The organism is Pseudomonas capsici, assembly GCF_017165765.1.
Taxonomy (GTDB): domain Bacteria; phylum Pseudomonadota; class Gammaproteobacteria; order Pseudomonadales; family Pseudomonadaceae; genus Aquipseudomonas; species Aquipseudomonas capsici.
The window spans coordinates 1-22,909 of sequence record NZ_JAFGZD010000014.1; the positions used below are offsets into that span (position 1 = coordinate 1).

Consider the following 22,909-nt stretch of genomic DNA (forward strand, 5'->3'; position numbering starts at 1 on the left):
CAGGTCCTCGAAGAGCATGGCATCCAGAGCAATGCCTACGAATTCAAGGTCGGGTCGGTTTATCCCGAGCGCATCTATTGCGTCCAGTACGATGAATCGGACCTGCACTTCATCCAGCGCCTGTGCGAAGAGGAAGGGATTCACTACCACTTCCAGCACAGCAGCACGGCCCACAAGCTGGTGTTCGGCGATGACCAGACGGTGTTCCCGAAACTCGCCCCCGTGGCCTATCAGCAAGACTCCGGCCTGGTCGCCAACGACCCGGTCATCAAACGCTTCGACCTGCGCCTGGAAACCCGCACCAGTCGCACCACCCGCCGCGACTACGACTTCGAGAAACCACGCCTGACGCTGGAAAGCGAAAACCGTGGCGACGCCCTGCCCGACCTCGAGGACTACGACTACCCGGGGCGCTTCGTGGACCGCGAGCGCGGCAAACACCTGGCCAAGCGCGCCCTCGAGCGTCATCGCAGCGACTATCAACTGGCCGAAGGCAAAAGTGATCAACCGCTGCTGGTCAGCGGCCACTTCCTGGCCCTGACCCAGCACCCCAAGGCCAAATGGAACGACCTGTGGTTGCTGACCGAAATCCTCCACGAGGGCAAACAGCCGCAAGTGCTGGAAGAGTCGGTGACCAGCGACACCACCGCGCTCAAGGACGATTTCCACCAGGGCTATCGCAACCGTTTCAAGGCCACGCCCTGGGACGTACCGAACCGCCCGCCGTTGCTGCACCCCAAGCCACGCATCCTCGGCAGCCAGAGCGCCGTGGTCACCGGGCCGAAAGGCGAAGAGATCCACTGCGACCAGTACGGTCGGGTCAAGGTGCAGTTCCACTGGGACCGTGAAGGCCAGGCCGACGACAAGACCAGTTGCTGGCTGCGCGTCTCGTCCGCCTGGGCCGGTGCCCAGTACGGCGGCATCGCCATCCCGCGCATCGGCATGGAAGTGCTGGTGACCTTCCTTGAAGGCGACCCCGATCAGCCGCTGATCAGCGGCTGCCTGTACCACAAGGAAAACGTCGTTCCCTACGAACTGCCGGCCAACAAGACCCGCAGCACCTTCAAGACCCTGAGTTCACCGGGCGGTGGCGGTTACAACGAACTGCGCATCGAGGACAAGAAAGGTCAGGAACAGATCTACCTCCATGCCCAGCGCGACTGGGACGAGAACATCGAGCACGACCAGAAGATCCGTGTCGGCAACGAACGCCACGACACCGTCGAGCAGAACAGCTACAGCGAATTCAAGGCCGAGGAACATCACACCACCTACGCCGACCGCAAGGTCGAAGCCCGGGCCGACGATCACCTGACTGTCGCGACCAACCAGCACGTCAAGATCGGCACGGGGCAGTTCATCGAGGCCGGGCAGGAAATTCACCTGAGCAGCGGCATGAAACTCGTGATCGAAGCCGGCAGCGAACTGACCCTCAAGAGCGGCGGCACCTTCATCAAGATCGACGCCAGCGGCGTGACCCTGAGCGGGCCAATGATCAACGTCAATGCCGGTGGCAGCCCGGGCAGCGGGACCGGTGCAGCCCCCCTGTTGCCGGGGCCGTTGAAGCAGGCGGATGCGGACAAGGCCGGGAAACTGCTGATCCCGGCACAGCGTCAGGCGCTGATGCAGAAGAAGCCGATTTGTGCGATCTGCGAAGCTGCCAAGCAGGAGGCGCAGGATGCTTAAGTCCGAGTGGGCGCTGGAAAATGGCCTTCCGAAAGGTCTGCCATGGAACGGCACGACAGGTTTGTTGCTCGATGGGGTGAGTGTCGAACACCTGCAACGGCATCTCTATCAGTGGTCGGATAATCCTGAGTTCGAGCCGCTCTACCTCGGCACCCGATGGGCCGAACTGGGTGATATTTCTCCCTGCCTTGTCCGGGTAAAAGCACAGAACAATCCGATCCTGATGCAATTCCTGAACGCCGCCCCCAAGGAGTGGGGCTACCTTGTTTTCAGCGATCAGCCATGGGATCGCATGGTCACGCATTTTCGCTGGCTCACCAGTGTGATGCATCCGCAAGGTGAAGAAGTTTTATTGCGTATCGCCGACCCCGCCGTGACCCATGCGCTGCTCGTCCATGCAAACAGTATCAAGGACGCGACCCTGTTCGGTCCTTGTACACAGATCGTCACTGCCGATGTCGCGCTGGGGTGCTGGCATGTGGATCAACGACCGGGCAAGGCACTGGAGCCTGACCGCAAGCAGCTCTACCGGTTGAGCGACGAACAACTGAGCCAACTGGACGAAGTGAACTTCCGCGGCCTTGTCCTTCGGCTCGATGAGCATATGCACGAATACTTCCCCTCCTATCAGGCGCAAGCCACCCCCCTGCAACGCTGGGAACATCTGCATGCTCTGGCCTCGACCTCTTATGACCGAGGCTTCAACACCGAACTCGATATTACCCTTTACGCCAATATTCACGGGTTTCTGGGTGAACGAGCGCTGGAAGAACATCCAGACCTCGATGCAATTCTCAGCACCCCATCGGAACAAACGCCCGCCCAGCGACTCGAACGGGTCGCTGATATCGCACAGGAACGGGCTGAAACCTTCAACAGGAGCCAAGGATGACTACGCCCACGTCGGCCGGCAAAAGCCCGAACGCCGTTGCAAAGAGCCGAGACGATGGCAAATCCGCCATGGGCGGCTGCCCCCTGATGAAGGCAAAAATCCAGCTCATTCCCCTGCGCTATGGCTTGGTCGAACGACTCGACCCGTCCAGCGAACTGGCGATGCCTTACAAAACCGTCTCACGCCCACTGGGTATTCGCCTGATCCGCGACGGCTGGCTCTATGTAATCGTCGACAAGAAGCCTCAAGCCATCCTGCATGAATACCGCATTGAAAATGGCATCGTGACCCAACTGCTGTGGGATAAAAGCGAAGTCACTGCCGACAAACGCGAAAGCAACGTAGGCGAAGCGACGCTGGTCTTCACACGTGCCAACGATCTCTATGTCAACTACTCCGAAGTGCAATGGACCGCTGCCAAATGCGCGCAGGTCATCAAGCACAAGTCCGAGCGTGAATACTTCATGCAGAAGGTCAGCCTTGCCAAGGCCGACCCGGAAAAAGGCGCAGCCAATCTGCTGACCAGCAAACAGGCAGAAAAGTGGGTTGCGGAGATTGCCGAACAACCGGGCAAAGCCCCCGCAATCGCAGGTACCAAGCCCGAAGAAAGTAAAGACTATGTCTGGGAACAGGCAACCCAGTTCAAGAAAACACAGCTCGGGACCTTGAAAAAACAGGTCAAGGCCGAGTATGAGCAGGACCATCTGTATCTGGTCGTACAGGATGATATCGGCGTACTGCGCGATCTCGCCGAACATCAGGATCTGGTCGCGGGCTGGATCAGTGAGTGGAGTAATTCGGAGGAGACGCAGAAGAAATATGTCATGGGTTGCTACATTGAAACCCTGTACACAGTGACCGGCGACAGCATTCTCAAAGCGTCGCAGAACGATCCGCGCTTTGCCAGGCTCAAGGATGAAACGAATGCCGAGCAACGGCAAACCATCGCTGATTACGTCAACCATAAAAACCAACAGAAGTTTGCCAATTTATGGTCAACGCCGGTAAGTGTTGCCAAAGCAAAGATACGGATGCGAGAAAGCCTGGGGGCACTCTATCCCAAGTACAAAGATCTGATCGAATCCATTGATGGCAATGCCGAAGAAGCACTCGAAGGTGCAAAGATGGGTCAACAGGGCATCAATGACCTTATTGACCGAACGCCCATGGAAGCATTCATCAAGGAACAACAAGCCCATCTGGAGCGTTGGAACAAACGGCTGGATTTGATCACCGATGATCGCATCAAGCTGGTAACCGAGGAACGTTTCCATCGTTCAGCCTGGTATTTCGATCCAAAGCCTCAAGGACAACGGCATGCACTTCTGGCGACTGAATATGCAGCTCTCAAGGATATTTGCCGGACCGACGGCGCAACTGAAAAACTCGCCAAACTGATTGAGCAACAACCCGGTTTTTCGGTCTCCTCCTTTATAACCTTGAGCCAGGCCGACCAAAAAGACCTGCATGCAAAGCTGATGTCATTCATCAAGTCCCTGCGTGACACCCTCATGGTCAAGAACGACTATGCCGGTACTCAGGAGCTTAGCGGCAAGTTTGGCAATCTGCTGGCCCAGCATCTGCCAGACTCCTTGCAGCTTACCGATACCGACATAATGCTCGGCCAGCTACGTGACACCACTTACGATCCTGCGAAACAGTTACGTCTGGCAGGCGCACTCGATGATGCGATGCAGGGTTTGCGCAGTGGTCAGCCGTTCGACCCATCAAAAGTGCTGCGCAATATTCCAGGGGCCTCCTGGATAAATGTTTTGCAGGCCTTCAGTAAAAACGGAATAACGCTGCAGTTCTCCTCGGCCAGCCAGATCAGGAAATTCAATGAGGATGTCGCAAAACTGACCGAGCTCCGTCAGAAAATGCGCTCACTCAAAAATCAGATCAAACAGACCCTGGCCAGGGAACATAAAGGTCAGGCCCCCAAAGGCAGCTACAAACCATTGGCGGCTCAACGCAAGGCCCTGCAACAGGCTGTCCTGCCTCTTGAAGGAAGCGTTGCTCAGGCCATGAGTCCCGTCGGGGATGGAGCGGGCAAAGCGGGCTTCAAGATCGCCGGGCTTAACAATGCTCAGTTGCTTGAGTTCGAGAGAATGGCTGACGACTATCGGCTCAAGCGTCCCTTCAAGGGGGTCAGCAACGCTGTTTTCACGTCTGCTGGGGGCGATTTATTTGCTTCGGCGGCGGCGGTTTTGCAGATAATTAACTTTGCGACTGTGGTTAGCGAATTCCTGAATAAGACAAACGCAGATACCTCCGACAAACTGGCTCTTGTAAATGCTTTTTCTTCAATGGTTGGAGGGACTTTTGCTGCGGCACAAGGCATAGTTATTACGAGTCTTACAGTCGCAATTAACAATTACTCAAGTAAAGCAGGCCAAATAAAAATGGCCGCAAAGTTAGGAAAAATCACCGCTTCGCTAAGTCTTTTTACCTATTTTTTTAGCACCATTGCTGCAGGCTCCAGCTTATATGGCGAAAAAGGCTCTGTGAGCCGCTGGACAGAAGCCTTGCGATCAGGCAATGGCGCTAAATTAGCGGGTGCAAGCATGACTCTTACTGGAGACGCCGGACAACTGGTGGTCAATGGTTGGGCTACGGCTAGAACGACTCAATACACCTATGCTGCAATGACCAGTGCCAGTCAGGCACGGGCACTTGCCTGGGTAACAGCAGGAGGAAAACTACTGAGCGTCGTCGCACGTGCCAACTTGATTGGCCTGGCTCTCACTGGCCTCCAACTCGGTGGAGAATGGCTATATAACCGCAACAATAAAACCCAGCTTGATAAATGGTTGCTGGAAAGCCCGTGGGGCAAACAGAACAAAAATCGAACCTTGCCTGAAGAGCGTCTGTCGCTGGCCGAGATTACCTCCTCACCAAAAGTCTCGCTAGAACATATCGATAGCAAGCCCATGCTCATCCTGCACTTACCTGGGATGACAGCCAGAGAACTCAACGACGTCAACTTTGGCCTCAGCGCCTACTTCCTGCAAAACAGTCAACGCAATGATTGGGAAGCCTGGAGTGAACCGTTCCTGTACCAACTCGATCTGCTGAGTGCTCCCGACGCCCCACTCAAATTGGGCCTGGAAATATTCCAGAACCAGGCCAATGCACAGCATGGGCTGGCTATCGCCTTGAAGTATCACCCGGTTCCCGGCGATACGGCTTTCCGGGAGAAACGTTTTGAAACCACCTCGCTGGGTGATAAAGATAACAAGCTGCTTTCAGAGGTTACTGTATTGAAGACTCGTACCACTGATGCTCCGTGGCTACTGGTGAACAACGATGTTCTCTAGCCATCCCTCTTGCCTATTTTCTGGTTGAATCTATGTCTTCCAAACCCGATCAAAACGACGAACTGGACCTCAAACACAACCGCCCCAAGGCGGGTGAAATACGTCGTTTTGCTACCGGAGAAAGTGTGTTTCTGTCACCACTTCCCGTGCCTACCGGACAACCCCCAATGGATCTCGGGGGAAGTTTTCTTGAGGTTAACGATGTCTATCTGGATGTAGGGAGTAGTAATCAAGGTAAGTCTTTTCAAGCTCGGCTTGCTGTGTCGTTGCCTATGTCAGCAATCATAGCCTTTGTAATAGTGCTTCCTATTCTAATGGGCTTCGGGACTTTTTTTAATCCATTTGGAAGAACGTTCTGGTATTACTTCAGTGATTTTTTTGTATTTGGATTATGGGTTTCAATATGGGCTGGAGGCTTGGGTGCACTCATTGGCATCTACGCCATTGTCAGCACCACACGCGCCAAAGCCCGTACTCGTCCGATACGCTTCAACCGTCAGCGCCGGGAAGTCTGCTATTTTCCGGACGGTTCCAATGAACCGGTCATTCAGCCTTGGGAGGACACCGTAGCCTGGGTTTCGGTCAGCACCGGTTTTACCGGAGTAGGCGTGATCAGCAGTTATACCTTTGGCATGGCTATCGACGATCCAAAAAATGACCAGGTGCATTTTCTTCGGCAAGTCGTCATGACACCGATTCACGGGTTGGCCAAATGGGAAGCCATTCGTGTGTATATGGAAAAAGGCCCGGACTTCTGTCCTGGCAAGGCCGCACACGAGGGCCCGGATACTTTTGATAAAGAACGCCAGGATATGCGTGAGGAATATCAACACAACGAGCGTTCTGCTCTAGGAGTGTTTTTTTGGTACCTCAGACACTTCGTTACCCTGTGGCGCGTACCGTACTGGATCGCACAATGGGACCAACGCTATAGCATGAAATCAATGCCTGACTCCATTGCCGACTGGTCAAAACCGCTGCCCCCCGAACAATGGGCCGTGCCCAGCCCGGCGCTCAAAGAACAAATTTCCGACATCGAAAAAGCCTTTGCTCAAGGAAAGGATTTCATGACGTATTTCAAAGTCGAGCTGAGTGAAAGCAAGGCTGAAGAATCATCGCATGCCTGAGCATGACGAACTGGACCTCAGACAAAATCGCCCCAAGGCGGGTGAAATACGTCGTTTTGCTACCGGCGAAAGTGTATTTCTGTCACCACTTCCCGTGCCTACCGGACAACCTCCAATGGATCTCGGAGGAAGTTTTATTGAAGTCAATGATGTCTATCTGGATGTGGGAAGTAGCAATCAAGGTAAGTCTTATCAGGCTCGACTGTGTGTAATGATGCCTATGTCGGCGATCATCGTATGCCTTGTACTACTCCCCATTTCAATGGGAATCTTTGGGTCAATCTTTAATCCATTCGGAAGAACCTTCTGGTATTACTTCAGCAATCTATTTGTATTCGGATTATGGTTTTCACTTTGGGGAGGGGGAGCCGCAGCACTCATTGGTATATACGCCATTGTCAGCACAACACGTGCCAAAGCCCGTACTCGTCCGATACGCTTCAACCGTCAGCGCCGGGAAGTCTGCTATTTCCCGGATGGCTCCAATGAGCCGGTCATTCAGCCTTGGGAAGACACCGTCGCCTGGGTTTCAGTCAGCACCGGTTTTACCGGGGTGGGCGTGATGAGCAGTTATACCTTTGGCATGGGCATCGACGATCCGAAAAATGACCAAGTGCATTTTCTTCGGCAAGTCGTCATGACACCGATTCACGGGCTGGCCAAATGGGAAGCCATTCGCGTCTACATGGAAAAAGGCCCGGACTTCTGCCCCGGCAAGGCCAACCACGAAGGAGCACATACCTTCGATAAAGAACGCGAAGATATGCGCGAGGAATACCAACATAAAGAACGCTCCGCGTTAGGCGTTGGCTGGTGGTATTTAACTCATATCGTCACCTTGTGGCGCGCGCCCTACTGGATCGCCGCATGGGACCAGCGCTACACCATGAAAGCCCTGCCCGACTCGATTGCCGACTGGTCAAAACCTCTGCCTCCTGAACAATGGGCCGTGCCCAGCCCAGCGCTCAAAGAACAAAGCGCCGACCTCGAAAAAGCCTTTGCTCAAGGAAAGGATTTCATGACGTATTTCAAAGTCGAGCTGAGTGAAAGCAAGGCTGAAGATTCATCGCATGTCTGAGCATGACGAACTGGACCTGAAACACCACCGCCCCAAGGCGGGTGAAATACGTCGTTTTGCTACCGGCGAAAGTGTGTTTCTGTCACCACTTCCCGTGCCTACCGGACAACCTCCAATGGATCTCGGAGGAAGCTTTCTTGAGGTCAACGATGTCTATCTGGACGTGGGAAGTAGCAATCAAGGTAAGTCTTATCAGGCTCGACTGTGTGTAATGATACCTATGTTTATGATTATCGTATGCCTTATTGTGGCTCCTGTTTTAGCAGGTTTCGGAACATTTTTTAATCCGTTTGGGAGGACGTTCTGGTATTACTTCAGTGATTTCTTTGTATTCGGATTATGGGTTTCAATATGGGCTGGAGGCTTGGGTGCACTTATTGGTATATACGCCGTTGTCAGCACAACACGCGCTAAAGCACGCACTCGCCCGATACGTTTCAACCGTCAACGCCGGGAAGTCTGTTACTTCCCGGACGGCTCCAATGAACCAGTCATACAGCCCTGGGAAGACACCGTTGCCTGGGTGTCGGTCAGCACCGGTTTTACCGGAGTGGGCGTGATGAGCAGTTATACCTTTGGCATGGCCATCGACGATCCCGTGGGTGACAAGGTGCATTTTCTGAGACAGGGCGTACCCACGCCTCTGCACGGGCTGGCCAAATGGGAAGCCATTCGCGTCTACATGGAAAAAGGCCCGGACTTCTGTCCCGGCAAGGCCACCCACGAAGGCTCTCATACCTTCGACAAAGAACGCGAAGATATGCGCGAGGAATACCAACATAAAGAACGCTCCGCGCTGGGCGTTGGCTGGTGGTATTTAACTCATATCGTCACCTTGTGGCGCGTGCCCTACTGGATCGCCGCATGGGACCAGCGCTACACCATGAAAGCCCTGCCCGACTCGATTGCCGACTGGTCAAAACCGCTGCCCCCTGAACAACAGGCCAAACCAAGCCCGGCCCTCAAACAGCAAAGCGCAGACCTCGAAAAAGCCTTTGCCCAGGGGCAGGACTTCATGACGTATTTCAAAGCCGACCTGAGTGAATCGAAGGCTGAAGAATCACAGAATGCCTGAGTAATAACGCCACGGCTGTGGATAAATATTCACGGCCCTGTCGCGGGCAAGCCCCCTCCCACGGGAGTGAACTCGACTCTTCGCGAATGAGCGGAGCGCCGCCCGATTCGCTACAACCCGGGCTCAACAACCACCGTACACGTCATCCCCGCCGCCAGCAGCAAGCCATCAGGCACCTGATCCAGATGAATACGCACCGGCACGCGCTGGGCGAGGCGGACCCAGTTGAAGGTCGGGTTGACGTCGGCGATCAGTTCGCGGCTTTGCGGGTTGTCGCGATCGTAGATGCCGCGGGCGATGCTTTCGACATGGCCCTTGAGCACTTCGCCGTTCATCAATTGCATTTCAGCCGGGTCATTGACATGCACATGCGGCAATTTGGTTTCTTCGAAGAAGCCGTAGACCCAGAATGAGTTCATATCGACCACGGCCATTTTCGCTTCGCCTGCACGGGCATAGTCGCCGCGATGGACGTTGAGGTTGGTGACATAACCGTCCGCGGACGCCAGCACGCGGGTACGTGACAGGTTGAGTTCAGCCGCTTCCAGTTGCGCCTGGGCCAACTGGTAATCGGCCAGGGCCGAGGTGGCGATGTTGCTGGCGTCATCGCGGTTTTCGGTGGAGACCACCAGGTTATCCATATCGGCGCGGCGCTTGGCGTTGAGCTTGCGCATCTCCCAGGTGGCCTTGCGCGAGGCCAGTAAGGCTTGTGCCTCCTTGACGGCAATCCGGTAATGCTCGGGGTCGATCTGCATCAGCAGGTCGCCCTTTTTCACCTGCTGGTTATCCCGTACCGGCACATCGATAACGGTGCCGGACACTTCCGCCGCGACGTTGATGATATCGGCCCGCACCCGGCCATCGCGGGTCCAGGGTGTTTCCATGTAGTGAACCCACAAGGTCCGGCCGATGAAGATGGCCAGAGCCAGGACCAGCAAGGTGGCGATCAGACTGAAGAGCTTTTTCATCCAGAGGTTCTCGAACCGGGTATCAACGATAAAAGGGCAGCGCCAGAGCGCCGAAAATGCAGGTAAACAGGCTCAGGCGCAGCAGCGCCGGGTGCCAGAAGAAGCGGTACAGGTCGAACCCGGCCAGCAGTCGGTCCAGCGCCCAGGCCAGCACCAGCGCAATCAGGAACATCAGGGTGATGGTCGGCATGTACAGACCGTGAAAGGCGATTTCACGTGGCATGGGCGACTCCTTGCGGGCGGCCATGCGCGGCCAGTGGCGACTGCGGGTCGAGCAGCGAGGTGCGGATGAAATGCAGGTAGCTTTTGACCCGCCGCAACACCGAGGTGTCGAAGTGCGAGGCAAAGGGTTCGTCGGTCAGTTGCACACGGCTGATGGCGTGATCGACCGCCACCAGACAACGCTGCAGGTTGCTGGCATCGGGCTGGATGAACAGGCGTATCAGCGAGCGGCCCATGACCCGGATCGCAATGCGCCAGGATTGATGCTCGGCGTAGCTGGGATGGATCGGCAGGATGGCCTGTTCGCGGCGCAGCTCGATGATCGCGTGACCGATTTCCAGCACCGTGAACATCCAGTGCAGCAATTCACGCTGCACTTCGGGTCTGCCGATTGCCAGACCATAGGCCTGATGCATCAGGTCGCGGGTCTGGCTTTCAAAGCTGGAACCCAGGCGCGGCAAAGGCGCGCTGATGGCGAATACCACTTGCCGACGCAAGGCATCCTCCAGGCGATCCCACATCCAGCGGCTGTTGGGCGGCAGGATGATTGCGCCTGCGGCGGCGCAGAACAGCATGCCGATGACCATGGCGATGTAGTCGTTGATAAAGGTGTAGGGGTTGTAGAGCGTGAGGTTGTCCGGCACCGAGCCGATGCTGAAAAAGATCAGCAGGCCCAGCCCGTAACCGGCCCACTGTGGCCGCGAGGCCAGGAAAGCCCCGACCACAAACACCGGAGCGAGCACCAGGCACAGTAATGGAAAACCATCGATCTGCGGGAAGATGAAAAAGGTTTCGACAAAGCCCAGGATCGCCCCCAGCAAGGTGCCGCATGCCATCTGGAACGACATGCGCCGCGGGTTGTTGGTGGTGGACGACAGGGCAACGGTCGCAGCGGACGCCAGGGTCATGATCGCGCCGCTGGGCCAGGCCGTAAGCACCCAGTACGCACTCAGCAACGCCACGACTGTACTCGCACGCACCCCGGCTGCCAGCGCGGTCATCCAGCTGGTACGCGGCACGAACGACTCCTCCCACTGTTCGCGCACATGGTTGTGATCGGCCAGCGAAGCGTGGGTCTGAGCGTAATCGTGCAGGTCGTTGACCAGGCGATACAGCAGCTCGAAAGCCGTATGAAAATCCAGCAGCTCAGCGTCATCCGGCGCGCTCTGTTCAAGCTCGGCACGCAGACTGCGAACCAGATCGGGCAGTTCGGCCTTGAAGGCTTCCAGTCGTTGCACCAGCACCGCGGCATCGCCAATGGTCAGGGACCGATCGGCAAAGGTATCGAGCAATTGAATCAGCCGATCCAGGCCGGGATCGACCCGGCGCATGACGCCATTCGCCGGATCGGCTCGCAGGCGCTCAAGCAATTGATGCAGGGCATTGAAACGGGTGGTTAGGGCCATGAACTCGCTGTTCAGGCGATTGAGTCGCCCGTTGCGACGCCGCATGTGCGGGTCCTCGAATACCGTCACGCTGCGCAGCCCTTCCAGACCGATGGCTTCGGCGACAAACCGCACGTTACCGGTTTCAAAAGCCGCCCGCTCGTTGACACTGCGCAGGCCATCCACCACAAAACGCGCGAACACACCAAAGCGTTGATACAGCGCGTTGCGCATTGCCGCACCGGAACTCTGCGGCAGAATCGCTGCAGTCACAGCGGTGGAGCAGACAATGCCCAGAGCGATTTCCACGACCCGCCAGACCGCCGCCATGAACGCTCCTTCCGGATGCGCCAGCGCGGGCAGGCCGACCATTGCCGCCGTGTAGCCCGCCAGTACAAAACCGTAAGCCCGGAAGTTGCGATAGCGTGCCGCGCCCGCCGAACAGATCCCTACCCACAACGCCAGACAACCGAGAAACGGCACCGAGTTCTGCGCAAACAAGGCCATCAGCAGCACCATCATGGCCGAACCCGCCAGCGTGCCGAGCAGGCGATAGAAGCTCTTGGCAAACACATGCCCGCTCTGAGGCTGCATGACAATGAACACGGTGATCATGGCCGTGCGCGGTTGCGGCAGTTCCAGGCGCAGGGCCAGCCAATAGGTGAGGAACGCGGCGATCAGCACCTTGAAGATATAGATCCAGGTGACACCGTCGCTGCGCGCCCAGTTGTTGAATTCACGCCGCCAGGGCAACGCGTTGAGTCCGTGGGAGGGGCCTTGGCCGCGACGGCGGTGCCCCGGACCATCTATGAATAACGGGAGTCGGGTCACAGGCCTCCCCCCAGCGCAACCACCAACCCGGCATACGCACTCAGGCGAGCGGCTTCGACCTGTTGCTGGATCTGTTGCTGACGGAACAGCAGCGTCTGGGCATTGAGCACGTTGAGGTAGTCGGTCAGGCCACGCTGATAGGCAATCAGGGCAATGTCATAGGTCTTCTGCGCCGCTGCGACGGACTCGGCGGCGAACAGGTGTTGCTTGTCCACCGAGGCACGCCGGATCAACTGGTCCGAGATATCTTTGAGGGCCAGCACCAGTGTCTGGTTGTACCGGGCCACGGCCAGGTCATGACCGGCAACGGCATGACCCAGCTCCGCACGCAAGTGTCCGCCATCGAAGATCGGCAGGCTGATGGCCGGGCCGGCTTTGTAGCTGAGCTTGCTGCCGGTCAGGAACTCCAGCATCCCGCCACCCGTGGCCATGTAGCCGAGGCTGCCGACGAGGTCGACATTGGGGTAGAAACCGGCGTGGGCCACATCGACTCCACGCGCCTGAGCCTCGACACGCCAGCGGCTGGCCACCACATCCGGGCGCTGTCCCAGCAGTTGCGCGGGCAAGGCCGAAGGCAGTTTGAGTACGGTGTGCAGCGACAGGCTCGGACGCTGCAATGCTGCGCCCTCGCCCGGCCCCTTGCCTGCCAGCACGGCCAGTCGATTGCGCTCCAGCGCAATGACCTCTTCAAGCTCATCGATTTGCCGGTGGATTTCCGGCAGTGGCGTCTCGGCCTGGCTGACCTCGAAATGGGTTCCGGTACCTCCCTTGAGACGCCGCCGGGCCAGATCCAGAATCTGTTGCTGCTGGGTCAGCGTCGCTTCGACGATATCCAGCAGGGCGTAATGCAGAGCCAGCTGGATATAGGCCCGGACGATGTTCTCCTGCAACTCGAGTTGCGCCTGGCGTTGCTCGGCAGAACTCATGTGCGCCAAGTCAAGCGCTTGTTCGCTGGCGTTGCTTTCACGGCCCCAAAGATCAAGCGCATAACTCAGGCCCAGCGACGCATTGTTGTCCCAGGTGCGAGTATTGGCCAGTTCGCCAGGGCCATGGAATTGATCGGTCGGCCAGTCGTGGCGAGCCAGACTGGCGCTGCTGTCGACATGCAGGCCTTCGGCGGATTGTGCAATCCCGGCCAGCGCTCTTGCCTGACGCACACGAGCGGCAGCCATCGCCAGGCTCGGGCTGCCGAGGGTCGCCAGTTCGATCCAACGATCGAGTTGCGGGTCGCCATAGACATTCCACCACCGGGCTTCAGGCCAGTGGGCGTCTCGCTCGGCGCTCTGGATAGCCTGATCGGTGGCCAGGCTTTCGAAGGGCATGACACGGCCCTGTGAAGTGATTCCGTCGGTTCCGATACAGCCGCTGATGATTGACGATACAGCCCAGACACTGAGGAGCCTGAAACTCCAAATGATGCGACGCGGCACTGCTGCGAGTTCCCGACTGGAAATGAAGCGCTATTGAATGGCGCGATTCTAGGGGGCGGCCGGAACGGCGATAAGCAGGGGAAAGTGTGATTCTTTATTACAGAAACGGTGATAATCCCTTGCCATGTGCTAGTAACTTCATGTCACAATTTGCCATGTCTTCCGAGAACTGCCCATGGACACTCTGCAAAACATGCGCGCCTTCTGTTGTGTGGCGCAAGCGGGCAGCTTTACGGCGGCCGCAGCACAACTGGACACCACCACTGCCAACGTCTCGCGGGCCGTCTCCAACCTTGAGGCGCACCTGCAGACACGCCTGCTCAACCGCACGACCCGCCGCATTGCGCTGACCGAAGCCGGCAAGCGTTACCTGATGCGCTGCGAACAGATTCTGGCGTCGGTGGAAGAAGCGGAAGCCGAAGCCAGCGATGCCCATGCCCGGCCCACCGGTCAGCTCAAGATGCATTCGATGCCCGGTGTCGGCCAGCATTACGTGATCGATGCCATCGCCCGCTATCGCCAGAGCCACCCGGATGTGTCCTTCGACCTGACCCTGACCAGCCGCGTACCGGACCTGCTTGAAGAAGGCTATGACGTGTCCATCGTGCTGGCCAGCGAGCTGCCGGATTCGGGTTTTGTGTCGCAGCGTCTGGGCATCACCTACAGCATCGTTTGTGCCTCGCCGGCCTACATCAAGAACTTCGGCATGGCCTACACCCCTGCCGACTTGCTGAATCACGCCTGCCTGCGCCTGGTCAGCCCGGTTTTCCCGCTGGAAAAGTGGGTGTTCGACGGCCCCCAAGGCCAGGAAATGGTCACCATCAACAGTTCGCCGCTGCTGATCAATTCCGCCGACGCCATGCAGACCGCGATTTCCTGTGGCATGGGCATCGGCATCCTGCCGATCTACTCGGCCATCGACGGGCTGCGCAACGGCACCCTGATGCGGGTCTTGCCCGACTACCGCTCCCAGGAACTGAACCTCTACGCCATCTATCCGTCACGTCAGTATCTGGATGCGAAGATCAAGACCTGGGTCGAATACCTGCGCGGCTCCCTGCCTGAAATTCTCGCTGCCGACGAAGCCGACCTGCATATTCACTCGATGAAATCACTGGCTTGAGCCTTCGCGTTTGCAAAAGCGGCTGCCCAAGGACGGGCAAGAATGTTAGCGTGCTACTCATTCAACCGCTCAAGAGTGACTGCCCCAATGAAAAAAAACGTACTCGCCTTTAGCCGTGTCTCCCCTGAAATGGCCGAACGCCTGTCGCAAGACTTCAACGTGATCGTGCCAGACCCGAAACTGGGCGACCTCAATGCCCAGTTCAACGAAGCGCTGCCAGAAACCCACGGCATGATCGGCGCAGGCCGCAAACTGGGTCGCGAACAGCTTGAAGGGGCCACGAAGCTGGAAGTGGTATCGAGTATTTCGGTGGGCTACGACAACTACGATGTCGGCTACCTGAGCGAGCGCGGCATTCTGCTGACCAATACCCCGGATGTGCTGACCGAAAGCACGGCGGACCTGGGCTTTTCGCTGATCATGAGCAGCGCCCGCCGCGTGGCCGAACTGGATGCCTGGACCAAGGCCGGTAACTGGAAGCGCAGCATCGAAGCGCCGCACTTCGGCACCGATGTGCATGGCAAGACGCTGGGTATCGTCGGCATGGGCAATATCGGCGCAGCCATTGCCCGTCGCGGTCGCCTGGGTTTCAACATGCCGATTCTGTACAGCGGCAACAGCCGCAAGAGTGAAGTCGAGCAGGAGCTGGGCGCGCAATTCCGCACGCTGGATCAACTGCTGGCCGAAGCGGATTTCGTCTGCCTGGTGGTGCCGTTGAGCGAGAAGACCCGTCATCTGATCGGTCGTCGCGAACTGTCGCTGATGAAGCCCGGTGCAATCCTGATCAACATCGCACGCGGCCCGATCGTCGATGAACCGGCGCTGATCGAAGCCCTGCAGAACGGCACCATTCGCGGTGCCGGTCTGGACGTGTACGAGAAGGAGCCCCTGAGCGAGTCGCCGCTGTTCAGCCTGAGCAACGCCGTGACCCTGCCGCACATCGGCTCGGCGACCCACGAAACCCGTCAGGCCATGGCGGATCGTGCGTACCACAACCTGCGCAGCGCGCTGTTGGGCGAGCGTCCGCAGGATCTGGTCAATCCGCAGGTCTGGAAGAGCTGACAAAAACCGTCGCGGCCAAGGCCCCTCCCACAGAGGCAGGTATGACTGTGGAAGAGGCCTTGGGCTTTCTGAACACCAGCACATTCCCTAGCATCACCAGCCCCAGCCCGAACAAGGCGGGCAAGGTCCATTGATAGCCTTCGACCCACGCCGAGATATTCAAAGCCACTACCGGAAACAGCACGGTGCAATATGCCGCACGCTCAGGTCCCATGCGCCCGACCAGCGTCAGGTAGGCCGTGAAACCGATGACCGAACCGGGAATGACCAGATACAACAGCGAACCGATGTAGCGCGTATTCCATTCAAAGGCGAAGGTCGCACCGCTGAACAGGCAATACACACCCAGTATCGTCGCCCCGTAGAACATCCCCCAGGCATTGGTGGTCAAGGGACGCAATCCGGCTTTCTGTTGCAGACTCGACAGCATGTTGCCTGCCGAGAAACACAGGGTTCCCAATAGCGCCAGACCCAACCCGATAAAGGTTTCCCGGCTGGCGCTGTGGTCGGCCAGCTCAGGCCAGAACAGGCAAGCCAGCCCGGTCAGGCCCATGGCACCGCCAGCCAGTACGTTGCGTGCCACTTTCTGCTTGAAGAAAACTCGTGCATTGAGCGCATTCCATAATGTCGCGGTCGAGAACACCACGGCGATCAGGCCGCTGGGGATCCATTGGCTGGCGGTGTAAAAGCACATGAAGTTGATGCAGAACAGGCACAGGCCCTGCGCCATGCAGATCAGTTGTCCTCGACGATTGACCGGTTGCAGACGACCACTGAGCAAGAGCATGGCGAACAGAATCAGGGCCGCCAGCGCGAAGCGATAGAAAATCGACACCGCAATGGCGACCTCGCCCAGTTGCAGTTTCAGAGCAATCCAGGTCGTGCCCCAGATCAGGACCGTCAGCAGATACAGCGAGATATTCATGATGCAGCTCCTCAATGAGCCTTGAGTCTGCTGCCGCGCCCTCGACGTCGCTTGCACAATCTTGCGCATTTGATCGTGCAGGTGATGGCATCCTTGTCGCGCGCGAGTAGGATGCAAGACCTAGAGGAGTCGCCATGCCACCCATCGAATCCATCCAGGTCTTTCAGGCCTTGAACAGCTCGCCCCATGCCCGACTGGAGCAGAGTGCCGTGCTGGGTGATGGATTGACCGCTGCACTGTGGCAGAACCGGCATGACTCCCAGGAATATCACGCACCGACTCACCATACGCTGTCGTGTTACATCGCTGACGGCACCGGCACCTTCCGCCGCGACAAGCCGGATCAGAAAGGCGCGCCCGGCAAACTCTGCACGCTGCCAGCCGGGCATGAATCGGCCTGGGTCATCAATGGCGAGATCCGTCTGGCGCATTTGTATGTCAGCCCGGATCAGTTTGCACTGGGTTGCGTGACCCTGCTTGATCGCGAGCCTCGGGAGATGCAGCTACAGGAAAGCACCTTTATCGAGGATGCCGAGCAGGCTGCACGTTTTCAAAGGCTGATCCGAATGAACTGGGCCGAGCCTGCCGAGCGCCTGCTCACCAGCAGCCTGGCCCATGAAATGCTCAGCCATGCGCTGCTCGGTCAGGTGGGGTTGCGTGATAGCTTGCGCCTCAAAGGCGGGCTGGCACCGCACCTGCGTCGTCAGTTGGTGGACTTCATCGAAATGCATCTGGCCGACCCGCTGAGCCTCGGGCAACTGGCCGGGATCTGTGCACTGTCCGAATACCACTTCGCCCGCATGTTCCGCGAAAGCTTTGGCCTGCCGCCGCATCAATACCTGCTGGCCCGCCGCTTGTCCCATGCCCGCCACCTCCTGCGCCATACCGCCCAGCCACTGAGCGACATTGCCCTGGCCTGCGGCTTTGCCAGCGCCAGCCACTTCAGCAACCGTTTTCGCCAGGCCATCGGCGCAACGCCGGGCGAATACCGGCAGGCCTTCAAACCGTAGTAACTCATACGACTGTGGGAGGCAGCTTGCTGGCGACAGCGACAGCGACAGCCACAACCTCGACATACACAGTTAAACCATAAGTCCCCTGAAAAAGATCTCTGGATAGTAGATTCGGCATCTGTCTGTTCAAGAGAAGGGCAAAGGAATGCCTGAAAAACCACATTCAAAAAACTTGCGTAAAGGCCGCGTCTCGGGAAAAGGACAACTCTACCTGGTGACTGCGACCACGCTCGGCCGAGAACCGATATTTAAGGATTGGCTTCTCGGTCGCCTGCTCGTGAATGAACTAAGACGCGCCCATGAAATGGAGCTTGTCCATTCACTGGCTTGGGTCATAATGCCCGATCACATGCACTGGCTGTTTGAATTGCGTACAGACTCATTGCCACGTGTCATACAAAGAGTAAAGTCCAGAAGTGCAATAGCTTTGAACAAATCCTGCAAGCGTACAGGCCGGCTTTGGCAAGATGGATATCACGATAGAGCCATACGCCGGGAGCAAGATATCCTTGCTGTTGCACGCTACATCGTTGCAAACCCTGAGCGGGCGGGCTTGGTCAGCAATATCAGGGAATATTCGCTCTGGGATGCGGCATGGATTTAGCGATGCCTGAATCTCAGTTGTCGCCAGCAAGCTGCCTCCCACGTTTTCGCCAGACCATCGGCGCAACGCCGGGGGAATACCGTAGTAACTCACCCTACTATGGGAGGCAGCTTGCTGGCGACAGCCATCCACAGGTCAGAACTCCAGCGTTGTGGATATCTGCATCTGCCGTGAATCCCCCATCGAGACGAAATAGCGGTTCACGCTTGAGGTGTAGTAAGTGCGGTCGAAGAGGTTTTTGACGTTGAGCTGGAACCTGACTTTCTGCCCGTCCAGACGGGTGTCGTAAGTTGCGAAGGCATCGGCGACGGTGTAGGCCGGCAAGCTGAAGTCGTTGAGCGGGTTGCCTGCCCTTTGCCCCACATAATGCGCGCCAGCACCCAGCCGCAAGCGGTCACCTCCCAGCACGCTGCCCACGTCATAAACTGCCGACAATGAGCCGCTGTGGCGGGCGACATTCTGCAGTCGTTTGCCCTTGAGCAACGGATCTTCCTGCACCTGGGCATCGGTAAAGGCATAGCCACCGATCAGGCTCCAGCGCTCGCTCAACTGGCCGCTCAAGTCCAGCTCCAGCCCTCGCGAACGGACTTCACCCTCCGAGCTGTAGACGGTACTGGCAGTTGTCGCATCGTAGTTGGCCACCAGTACATTGCGCTTCTGGATATCGTAGAGCGCCACGGTTGCGCTGAAGGCCCCCGGCGCATCCCATTTGGCACCCAGCTCCCAGGAGCTGGCCCGCTCGGGCAAGGTCCCCGAATCCAGCACATAGCCACCGGTCAGCGGCGCGATGCTGGAGTTGGGTTTGAAGGATTCGCTGTAGCTGCCATAAAACGACAGCTGATCGGTGTAGCGATAGACCAGACCGGCGCGGGGTATCCACTGGCTGCCGTTGGTGTCGGTATTGACGCTGAACGGTCGCCCTCTGCCCGCCACCTGATCGAAGGTAATGAAGCGTGCGCCAGCCACCAGAATCCACTGCTCGTTCAGGTGAATCGAGTCCTGCAGGAACAGCGAGTTGCTGCGCAGAATATCGCTCTGGGCGCTGTCCGGTTCACTGACCGCAGTGCCTTCCACTTCCTGCCCGTAAACCGGGTTCAGGTAACTGAAGGTGGTCAGGCTGCGCTGGCGGATCAGATCAGAGCGATAGATCTTGCGGTACTCGTCGTCCAGCCCCATGAGCAGTTCATGTCGCAAGCCCGCCCACTGCACATCGCCCGCCAGGGTCAGGATGGTGTAGCGGTCGGTGGCCAGCGCGCCGGATGTACCGTCCATGGAGCGGGTCAGGGTGCCGTTGGCGACATTCACTGCCGTGACCCGCACCTGACTGGCATCGTAGGTTTCGCGGTTGTAGCTGTAACCAAGATGCCCTTTCCAGCGCTCATTGAAATCGTGATCGGCCTCGAAACGATAAAGATCCGAGCGCCCTTCCATGTTGTTGAACGGCTCGTCCAGACGACGGGTGGCCGGAATGTCCAGTGGGTGGTTGGTCACCGGATCGATGGCAGTACCGCGATCGAAAGGATAGAGAAACTCCCGATGCTCATAAGCCGCGACCCATTGGGTGTCTTCGCCATACCAGGCCAGTGACGGCGCGACCAGCGACTCGCGATGGGTGCCGAAATTGCGCCAGTAATCCTCGTCCTGATGATCGACAATCATCCGCCAGGCCAACGCCGAGTCCCCCACCGGGCCTGTGCTGTCCAGCGTCACGCCACTGCCATTCCTGCCCGAGCCATAGCTGGAGCCACGGGCCGTCAGGCTATTGCCGGCCTGCAACTGCGGCTGTTTGCTCACCACGTTGATGATCCCGCCGGGGTCCTGGATTCCGTAGAGCAGGCTCGCCGGCCCCTTGAGCACTTCGATACGTTCAGCGGTGGCATTCAGGTTGCGGCCCTGCACCACCGGCATGCTGTTGCGCATGATCGAACCGTCGCGGTTATCGCCAAACCCGCGCTTCATCAACGTGTCCTGAGTGCTGCCCAGCGTGTTGCCCTGCGTGACGCCGCTGATACTGCTCAAGGCATCATCGAGGTTGCGGGGAGCCTGATCGCGCAGCACCTGTTGCGGGACGATGTCGATGCTCTGGGGCGTCTCCAGCAAAGGGGCCGACGAGCGCAGCACCGAGCTGCTGGAGGGCGGTTGATAAGCGCCACGCTCCCCAGACCGGGAATCGATGTGGGTGGCTGCCAGACTGAGGGTGCCCGCTTCGGGCTTCAGGGTTTCCAGGGTAAATGTCTGCTCGCTGGCGCGACGCCAGGTCAGGCCGGAATCGCGCAGCAAGGTGCCCAATGCCTGCTCGGCGCTGAAGCGTCCACTGAGTGCCGGGGCGTCAATGCGATATGGTGAGTCCTGGGTGTAAATCACGCTCAGACCGGTGACACGGCTGAACTCGCTCAGGGCCTGCGGCAAGGGTCTGGCCGGGATCGAGAAATCGAAGCTCTGTTGCGCGGCACACACAACGCTCTGAACACAGATCCCTACCGCCACGAACAGCGTTCTGCCCAGCCAACCGCTCATTGCCCCGCGCCTCGCCGCCTTGAAATCCGCTCCATGGAAGATTGCCGGTCTGCCATCGACTCAGCGCAGAACAATGACCCGGTCCAACATGCTGTAAGTCTCGAACCCCACCACCGACTGCAAGGCGTTCAGGACAGCCTGCGGGTCCTTGCTGGGGAAACTGCCGCTGATGCGCCTGGCGGCCAGTTGATCGTTGAGCAGCACAATGCGGCCGGGGTAATAACGGCTCAGATCGTCGATAACGTCGGCCAGAGGCGTGCGGTAGTAATTCAGCCAGCCCTGTCGCCACGCCAGCAGGCTTTCACTGTCGATGCCTTTGGGGGCCGAAGTGGTCTTCTGGTCATAGGCCACTTGCTGACCCGCCTCCAGAATCCGTTGCTCAAGCCCCGCTGCCGCCTTGACCCCTACACGGCCGGACAACACCGTCACCTGCGCACCTTCAGGCTCCAGCCGGACTTCGAACTGGGTGCCCAGCACACGGGTTTCGCCGGTATGGGCATCGACCACGAAAGGCTCGCCGGTATGAGTGACCTTGAAGAACGCCGCACCGCGTCGTAGCTGCACATGCCGTTCGCCACGGCTGAAATTCACGGCAATGGCACTGTCGGCATCCAGCGTGACCTGGGAATTATCGGCCAGCGTCACGGTGCGGACCTGGCCGGGAGCCGACACATAATCCGCGCCGAAATCGTCGACCCAGCGTTGCGGCTGCCAGCCAGCGCCCATGGCAATCATCAGCATCAGACAGGCAGCCATCGCCAGACCAACGGACCAGCGCTGAAGGTTGCGCCGTGGCGGCGGTGCATCCATCGCCCGCAACAAGGCGTACAGCGCAACCGCGTCTTCACTGGCAAGCCGGGCCGCCGGCGCTTCGCTCAACTCCCACAATACTTGAGCCTTGCCATAGGCTTGCGCATGGGCCGGGTCGGCCTGCAGCCACTTGCTGAAGGCCAGTTGGTCGGCGTAATCGGGTTGATCGTGCAACACACTTAACCAGGCCAGTGCGGCTTCTTCCGGGGTCGTGGCATTCTGCACGGCGGGCGGCGCTTTCATCGACGCGCGTCTCCTGGTCTGGTTCGGACGGTGCCTGCCGAGTCCTGTTCCAGGCTCGCCTTGCAGGCTTGCAAGGCGCGCATCATATGTTTTTCCACAGCGCTTTGGGAAAGCCCCATGGCTTTGGCGATCTCTGCGTATTTGCGACCGTGAATGCGGTTGAGCAGGAAAATCTGTCGAGTCCGCTCGGGCAGGCCGCGCAAGGCAGCCTCGACGTGGCGCAGATCGTTGTTCGCTTCCAGTGCGGCGCGGGGGTCGTTGCTGCTTTCGTCCTCCGCCGTTTCAAGACTTTCGCTGATACGACTGCGTACGCCTTCGCTGCGCAAATGGTCGATGGCGATATTGCCCGCACAGCGCAGCAGATAAGTGCTCAGTTCTTCGACCTGCACCAGAGGACGCCGCCAGAAACGCACGAACAGGTCCTGCACCAGATCCGCAGCCGTGGCCCGGCAACCCACGCGGCGGCTGACCAGCGCTTCCATCTGGGGGCGCTGGGACAAAAACACCTGCAGAAAATGCGCGCGACCACCCTTCGCCGCCAAGGGCTCGGCGTCAGGGCCTGTATCGGGCAGGTCGGGTTCAGGAGGCATCATCACGATCA

Annotated in this window: 18 protein-coding genes; 10 read left to right on the plus strand and 8 right to left on the minus strand. The window is 58.3% G+C overall.

What is annotated here, in order from left to right; all coding sequences use genetic code 11:
* From tssI to JSY17_RS17445, 6 genes are all read left to right on the plus strand, one after another.
* A partial coding sequence (gene tssI / locus JSY17_RS17420; protein ID WP_206402534.1) for a type VI secretion system tip protein TssI/VgrG occupies positions 1-1,686 on the plus strand: 1,686 nt, incomplete at its 5' end.
* Positions 1,679-2,578: a DUF4123 domain-containing protein gene (locus tag JSY17_RS17425; protein ID WP_206402535.1), complete on the plus strand. Its 900-nt coding sequence runs from the start codon at positions 1,679-1,681 to the stop codon at positions 2,576-2,578. The genes tssI and JSY17_RS17425, both read left to right, overlap by 8 nt.
* Entirely contained in the window at positions 2,575-5,895 is a 3,321-nt protein-coding gene (locus JSY17_RS17430) for a toxin VasX (protein WP_206402536.1), read from the plus strand. Before JSY17_RS17425 ends, JSY17_RS17430 begins: the two co-directional genes overlap by 4 nt.
* A 32-nt stretch (positions 5,896-5,927) precedes the next feature.
* Positions 5,928-7,022 (plus strand): DUF6708 domain-containing protein, encoded by a 1,095-nt coding sequence (locus JSY17_RS17435; RefSeq protein ID WP_332875324.1) that lies wholly within the window; start codon positions 5,928-5,930, stop codon positions 7,020-7,022.
* Entirely contained in the window at positions 7,015-8,100 is a 1,086-nt protein-coding gene (locus JSY17_RS25725; RefSeq protein ID WP_332875325.1) for a DUF6708 domain-containing protein, read from the plus strand. The genes JSY17_RS17435 and JSY17_RS25725 overlap by 8 nt, the downstream gene beginning before the upstream one ends.
* Positions 8,093-9,175 (plus strand): DUF6708 domain-containing protein, encoded by a 1,083-nt coding sequence (locus tag JSY17_RS17445; RefSeq protein WP_332875326.1) that lies wholly within the window; start codon positions 8,093-8,095, stop codon positions 9,173-9,175. Before JSY17_RS25725 ends, JSY17_RS17445 begins: the two co-directional genes overlap by 8 nt.
* Positions 9,176-9,285: 110 nt before the next feature.
* On the opposite strand, the gene JSY17_RS17450 is transcribed toward JSY17_RS17445, so the two are convergent.
* The 4 genes from JSY17_RS17450 to JSY17_RS17465 are packed head-to-tail and all read right to left on the minus strand — an operon-like array spanning position 9,286 to position 14,011.
* Positions 9,286-10,143, minus strand: coding sequence for an efflux RND transporter periplasmic adaptor subunit (locus JSY17_RS17450; RefSeq protein WP_206402537.1), 858 nt, complete (start codon positions 10,141-10,143; stop codon positions 9,286-9,288).
* A 22-nt stretch (positions 10,144-10,165) separates the two neighbouring features.
* A complete protein-coding gene (locus JSY17_RS17455; protein WP_117182390.1) occupies positions 10,166-10,366 on the minus strand; it encodes a DUF1656 domain-containing protein in 201 nt (66 codons plus the stop codon).
* On the minus strand, positions 10,356-12,560 hold the full coding sequence (locus tag JSY17_RS17460; RefSeq protein ID WP_206402600.1) for an FUSC family protein: 2,205 nt from the start codon (positions 12,558-12,560) through the stop codon (positions 10,356-10,358). Before JSY17_RS17460 ends, JSY17_RS17455 begins: the two co-directional genes overlap by 11 nt.
* Positions 12,561-12,577: 17 nt before the next feature.
* Positions 12,578-14,011 carry an efflux transporter outer membrane subunit gene (locus JSY17_RS17465; RefSeq protein ID WP_206402538.1) on the minus strand — a complete coding sequence of 478 codons (1,434 nt, stop codon included), beginning with the start codon at positions 14,009-14,011 and terminating at the stop codon, positions 12,578-12,580.
* Between the two features lie 175 nt (positions 14,012-14,186).
* On the opposite strand from JSY17_RS17465, the gene JSY17_RS17470 reads away from it, so the two are divergent.
* Positions 14,187-15,134: a LysR family transcriptional regulator gene (locus tag JSY17_RS17470; RefSeq protein WP_117167022.1), complete on the plus strand. Its 948-nt coding sequence runs from the start codon at positions 14,187-14,189 to the stop codon at positions 15,132-15,134.
* 87 nt (positions 15,135-15,221) lie between these two features.
* On the plus strand, positions 15,222-16,196 hold the full coding sequence (locus JSY17_RS17475) for a 2-hydroxyacid dehydrogenase (RefSeq protein ID WP_206402539.1): 975 nt from the start codon (positions 15,222-15,224) through the stop codon (positions 16,194-16,196).
* On the opposite strand, the gene JSY17_RS17480 is transcribed toward JSY17_RS17475, so the two are convergent.
* A complete protein-coding gene (locus JSY17_RS17480) occupies positions 16,171-17,121 on the minus strand; it encodes a DMT family transporter (RefSeq protein WP_206402540.1) in 951 nt (316 codons plus the stop codon). The two genes, JSY17_RS17475 and JSY17_RS17480, sit on opposite strands and share 26 nt — an antisense overlap.
* A gap of 134 nt (positions 17,122-17,255) precedes the next feature.
* On the opposite strand from JSY17_RS17480, the gene JSY17_RS17485 reads away from it, so the two are divergent.
* Positions 17,256-18,131: a helix-turn-helix domain-containing protein gene (locus JSY17_RS17485; RefSeq protein ID WP_206402541.1), complete on the plus strand. Its 876-nt coding sequence runs from the start codon at positions 17,256-17,258 to the stop codon at positions 18,129-18,131.
* 148 nt (positions 18,132-18,279) lie between these two features.
* The gene (locus tag JSY17_RS17490) at positions 18,280-18,738 is read left to right on the plus strand and encodes an REP-associated tyrosine transposase (RefSeq protein ID WP_206402542.1); all 459 of its coding nucleotides are present in this window, start codon (positions 18,280-18,282) and stop codon (positions 18,736-18,738) included.
* Positions 18,739-18,873: 135 nt separating this feature from the next.
* Here JSY17_RS17490 and JSY17_RS17495 read toward each other — a convergent pair whose 3' ends face one another.
* From JSY17_RS17495 to JSY17_RS17505, 3 genes are read right to left on the minus strand one after another with little or no spacing between them, the layout of a single operon-like run.
* Positions 18,874-21,255, minus strand: a complete 2,382-nt coding sequence (locus JSY17_RS17495) for a TonB-dependent siderophore receptor (protein WP_206402543.1) — start codon at positions 21,253-21,255, stop codon at positions 18,874-18,876.
* 60 nt (positions 21,256-21,315) lie between these two features.
* Complete coding sequence (locus JSY17_RS17500) at positions 21,316-22,308, minus strand: FecR family protein (protein WP_206402544.1); 993 nt, start codon at positions 22,306-22,308, stop codon at positions 21,316-21,318.
* Positions 22,305-22,901 carry an RNA polymerase sigma factor gene (locus JSY17_RS17505; protein ID WP_117182404.1) on the minus strand — a complete coding sequence of 199 codons (597 nt, stop codon included), beginning with the start codon at positions 22,899-22,901 and terminating at the stop codon, positions 22,305-22,307. Before JSY17_RS17505 ends, JSY17_RS17500 begins: the two co-directional genes overlap by 4 nt.
* Positions 22,902-22,909: the final 8 nt, after the last annotated feature.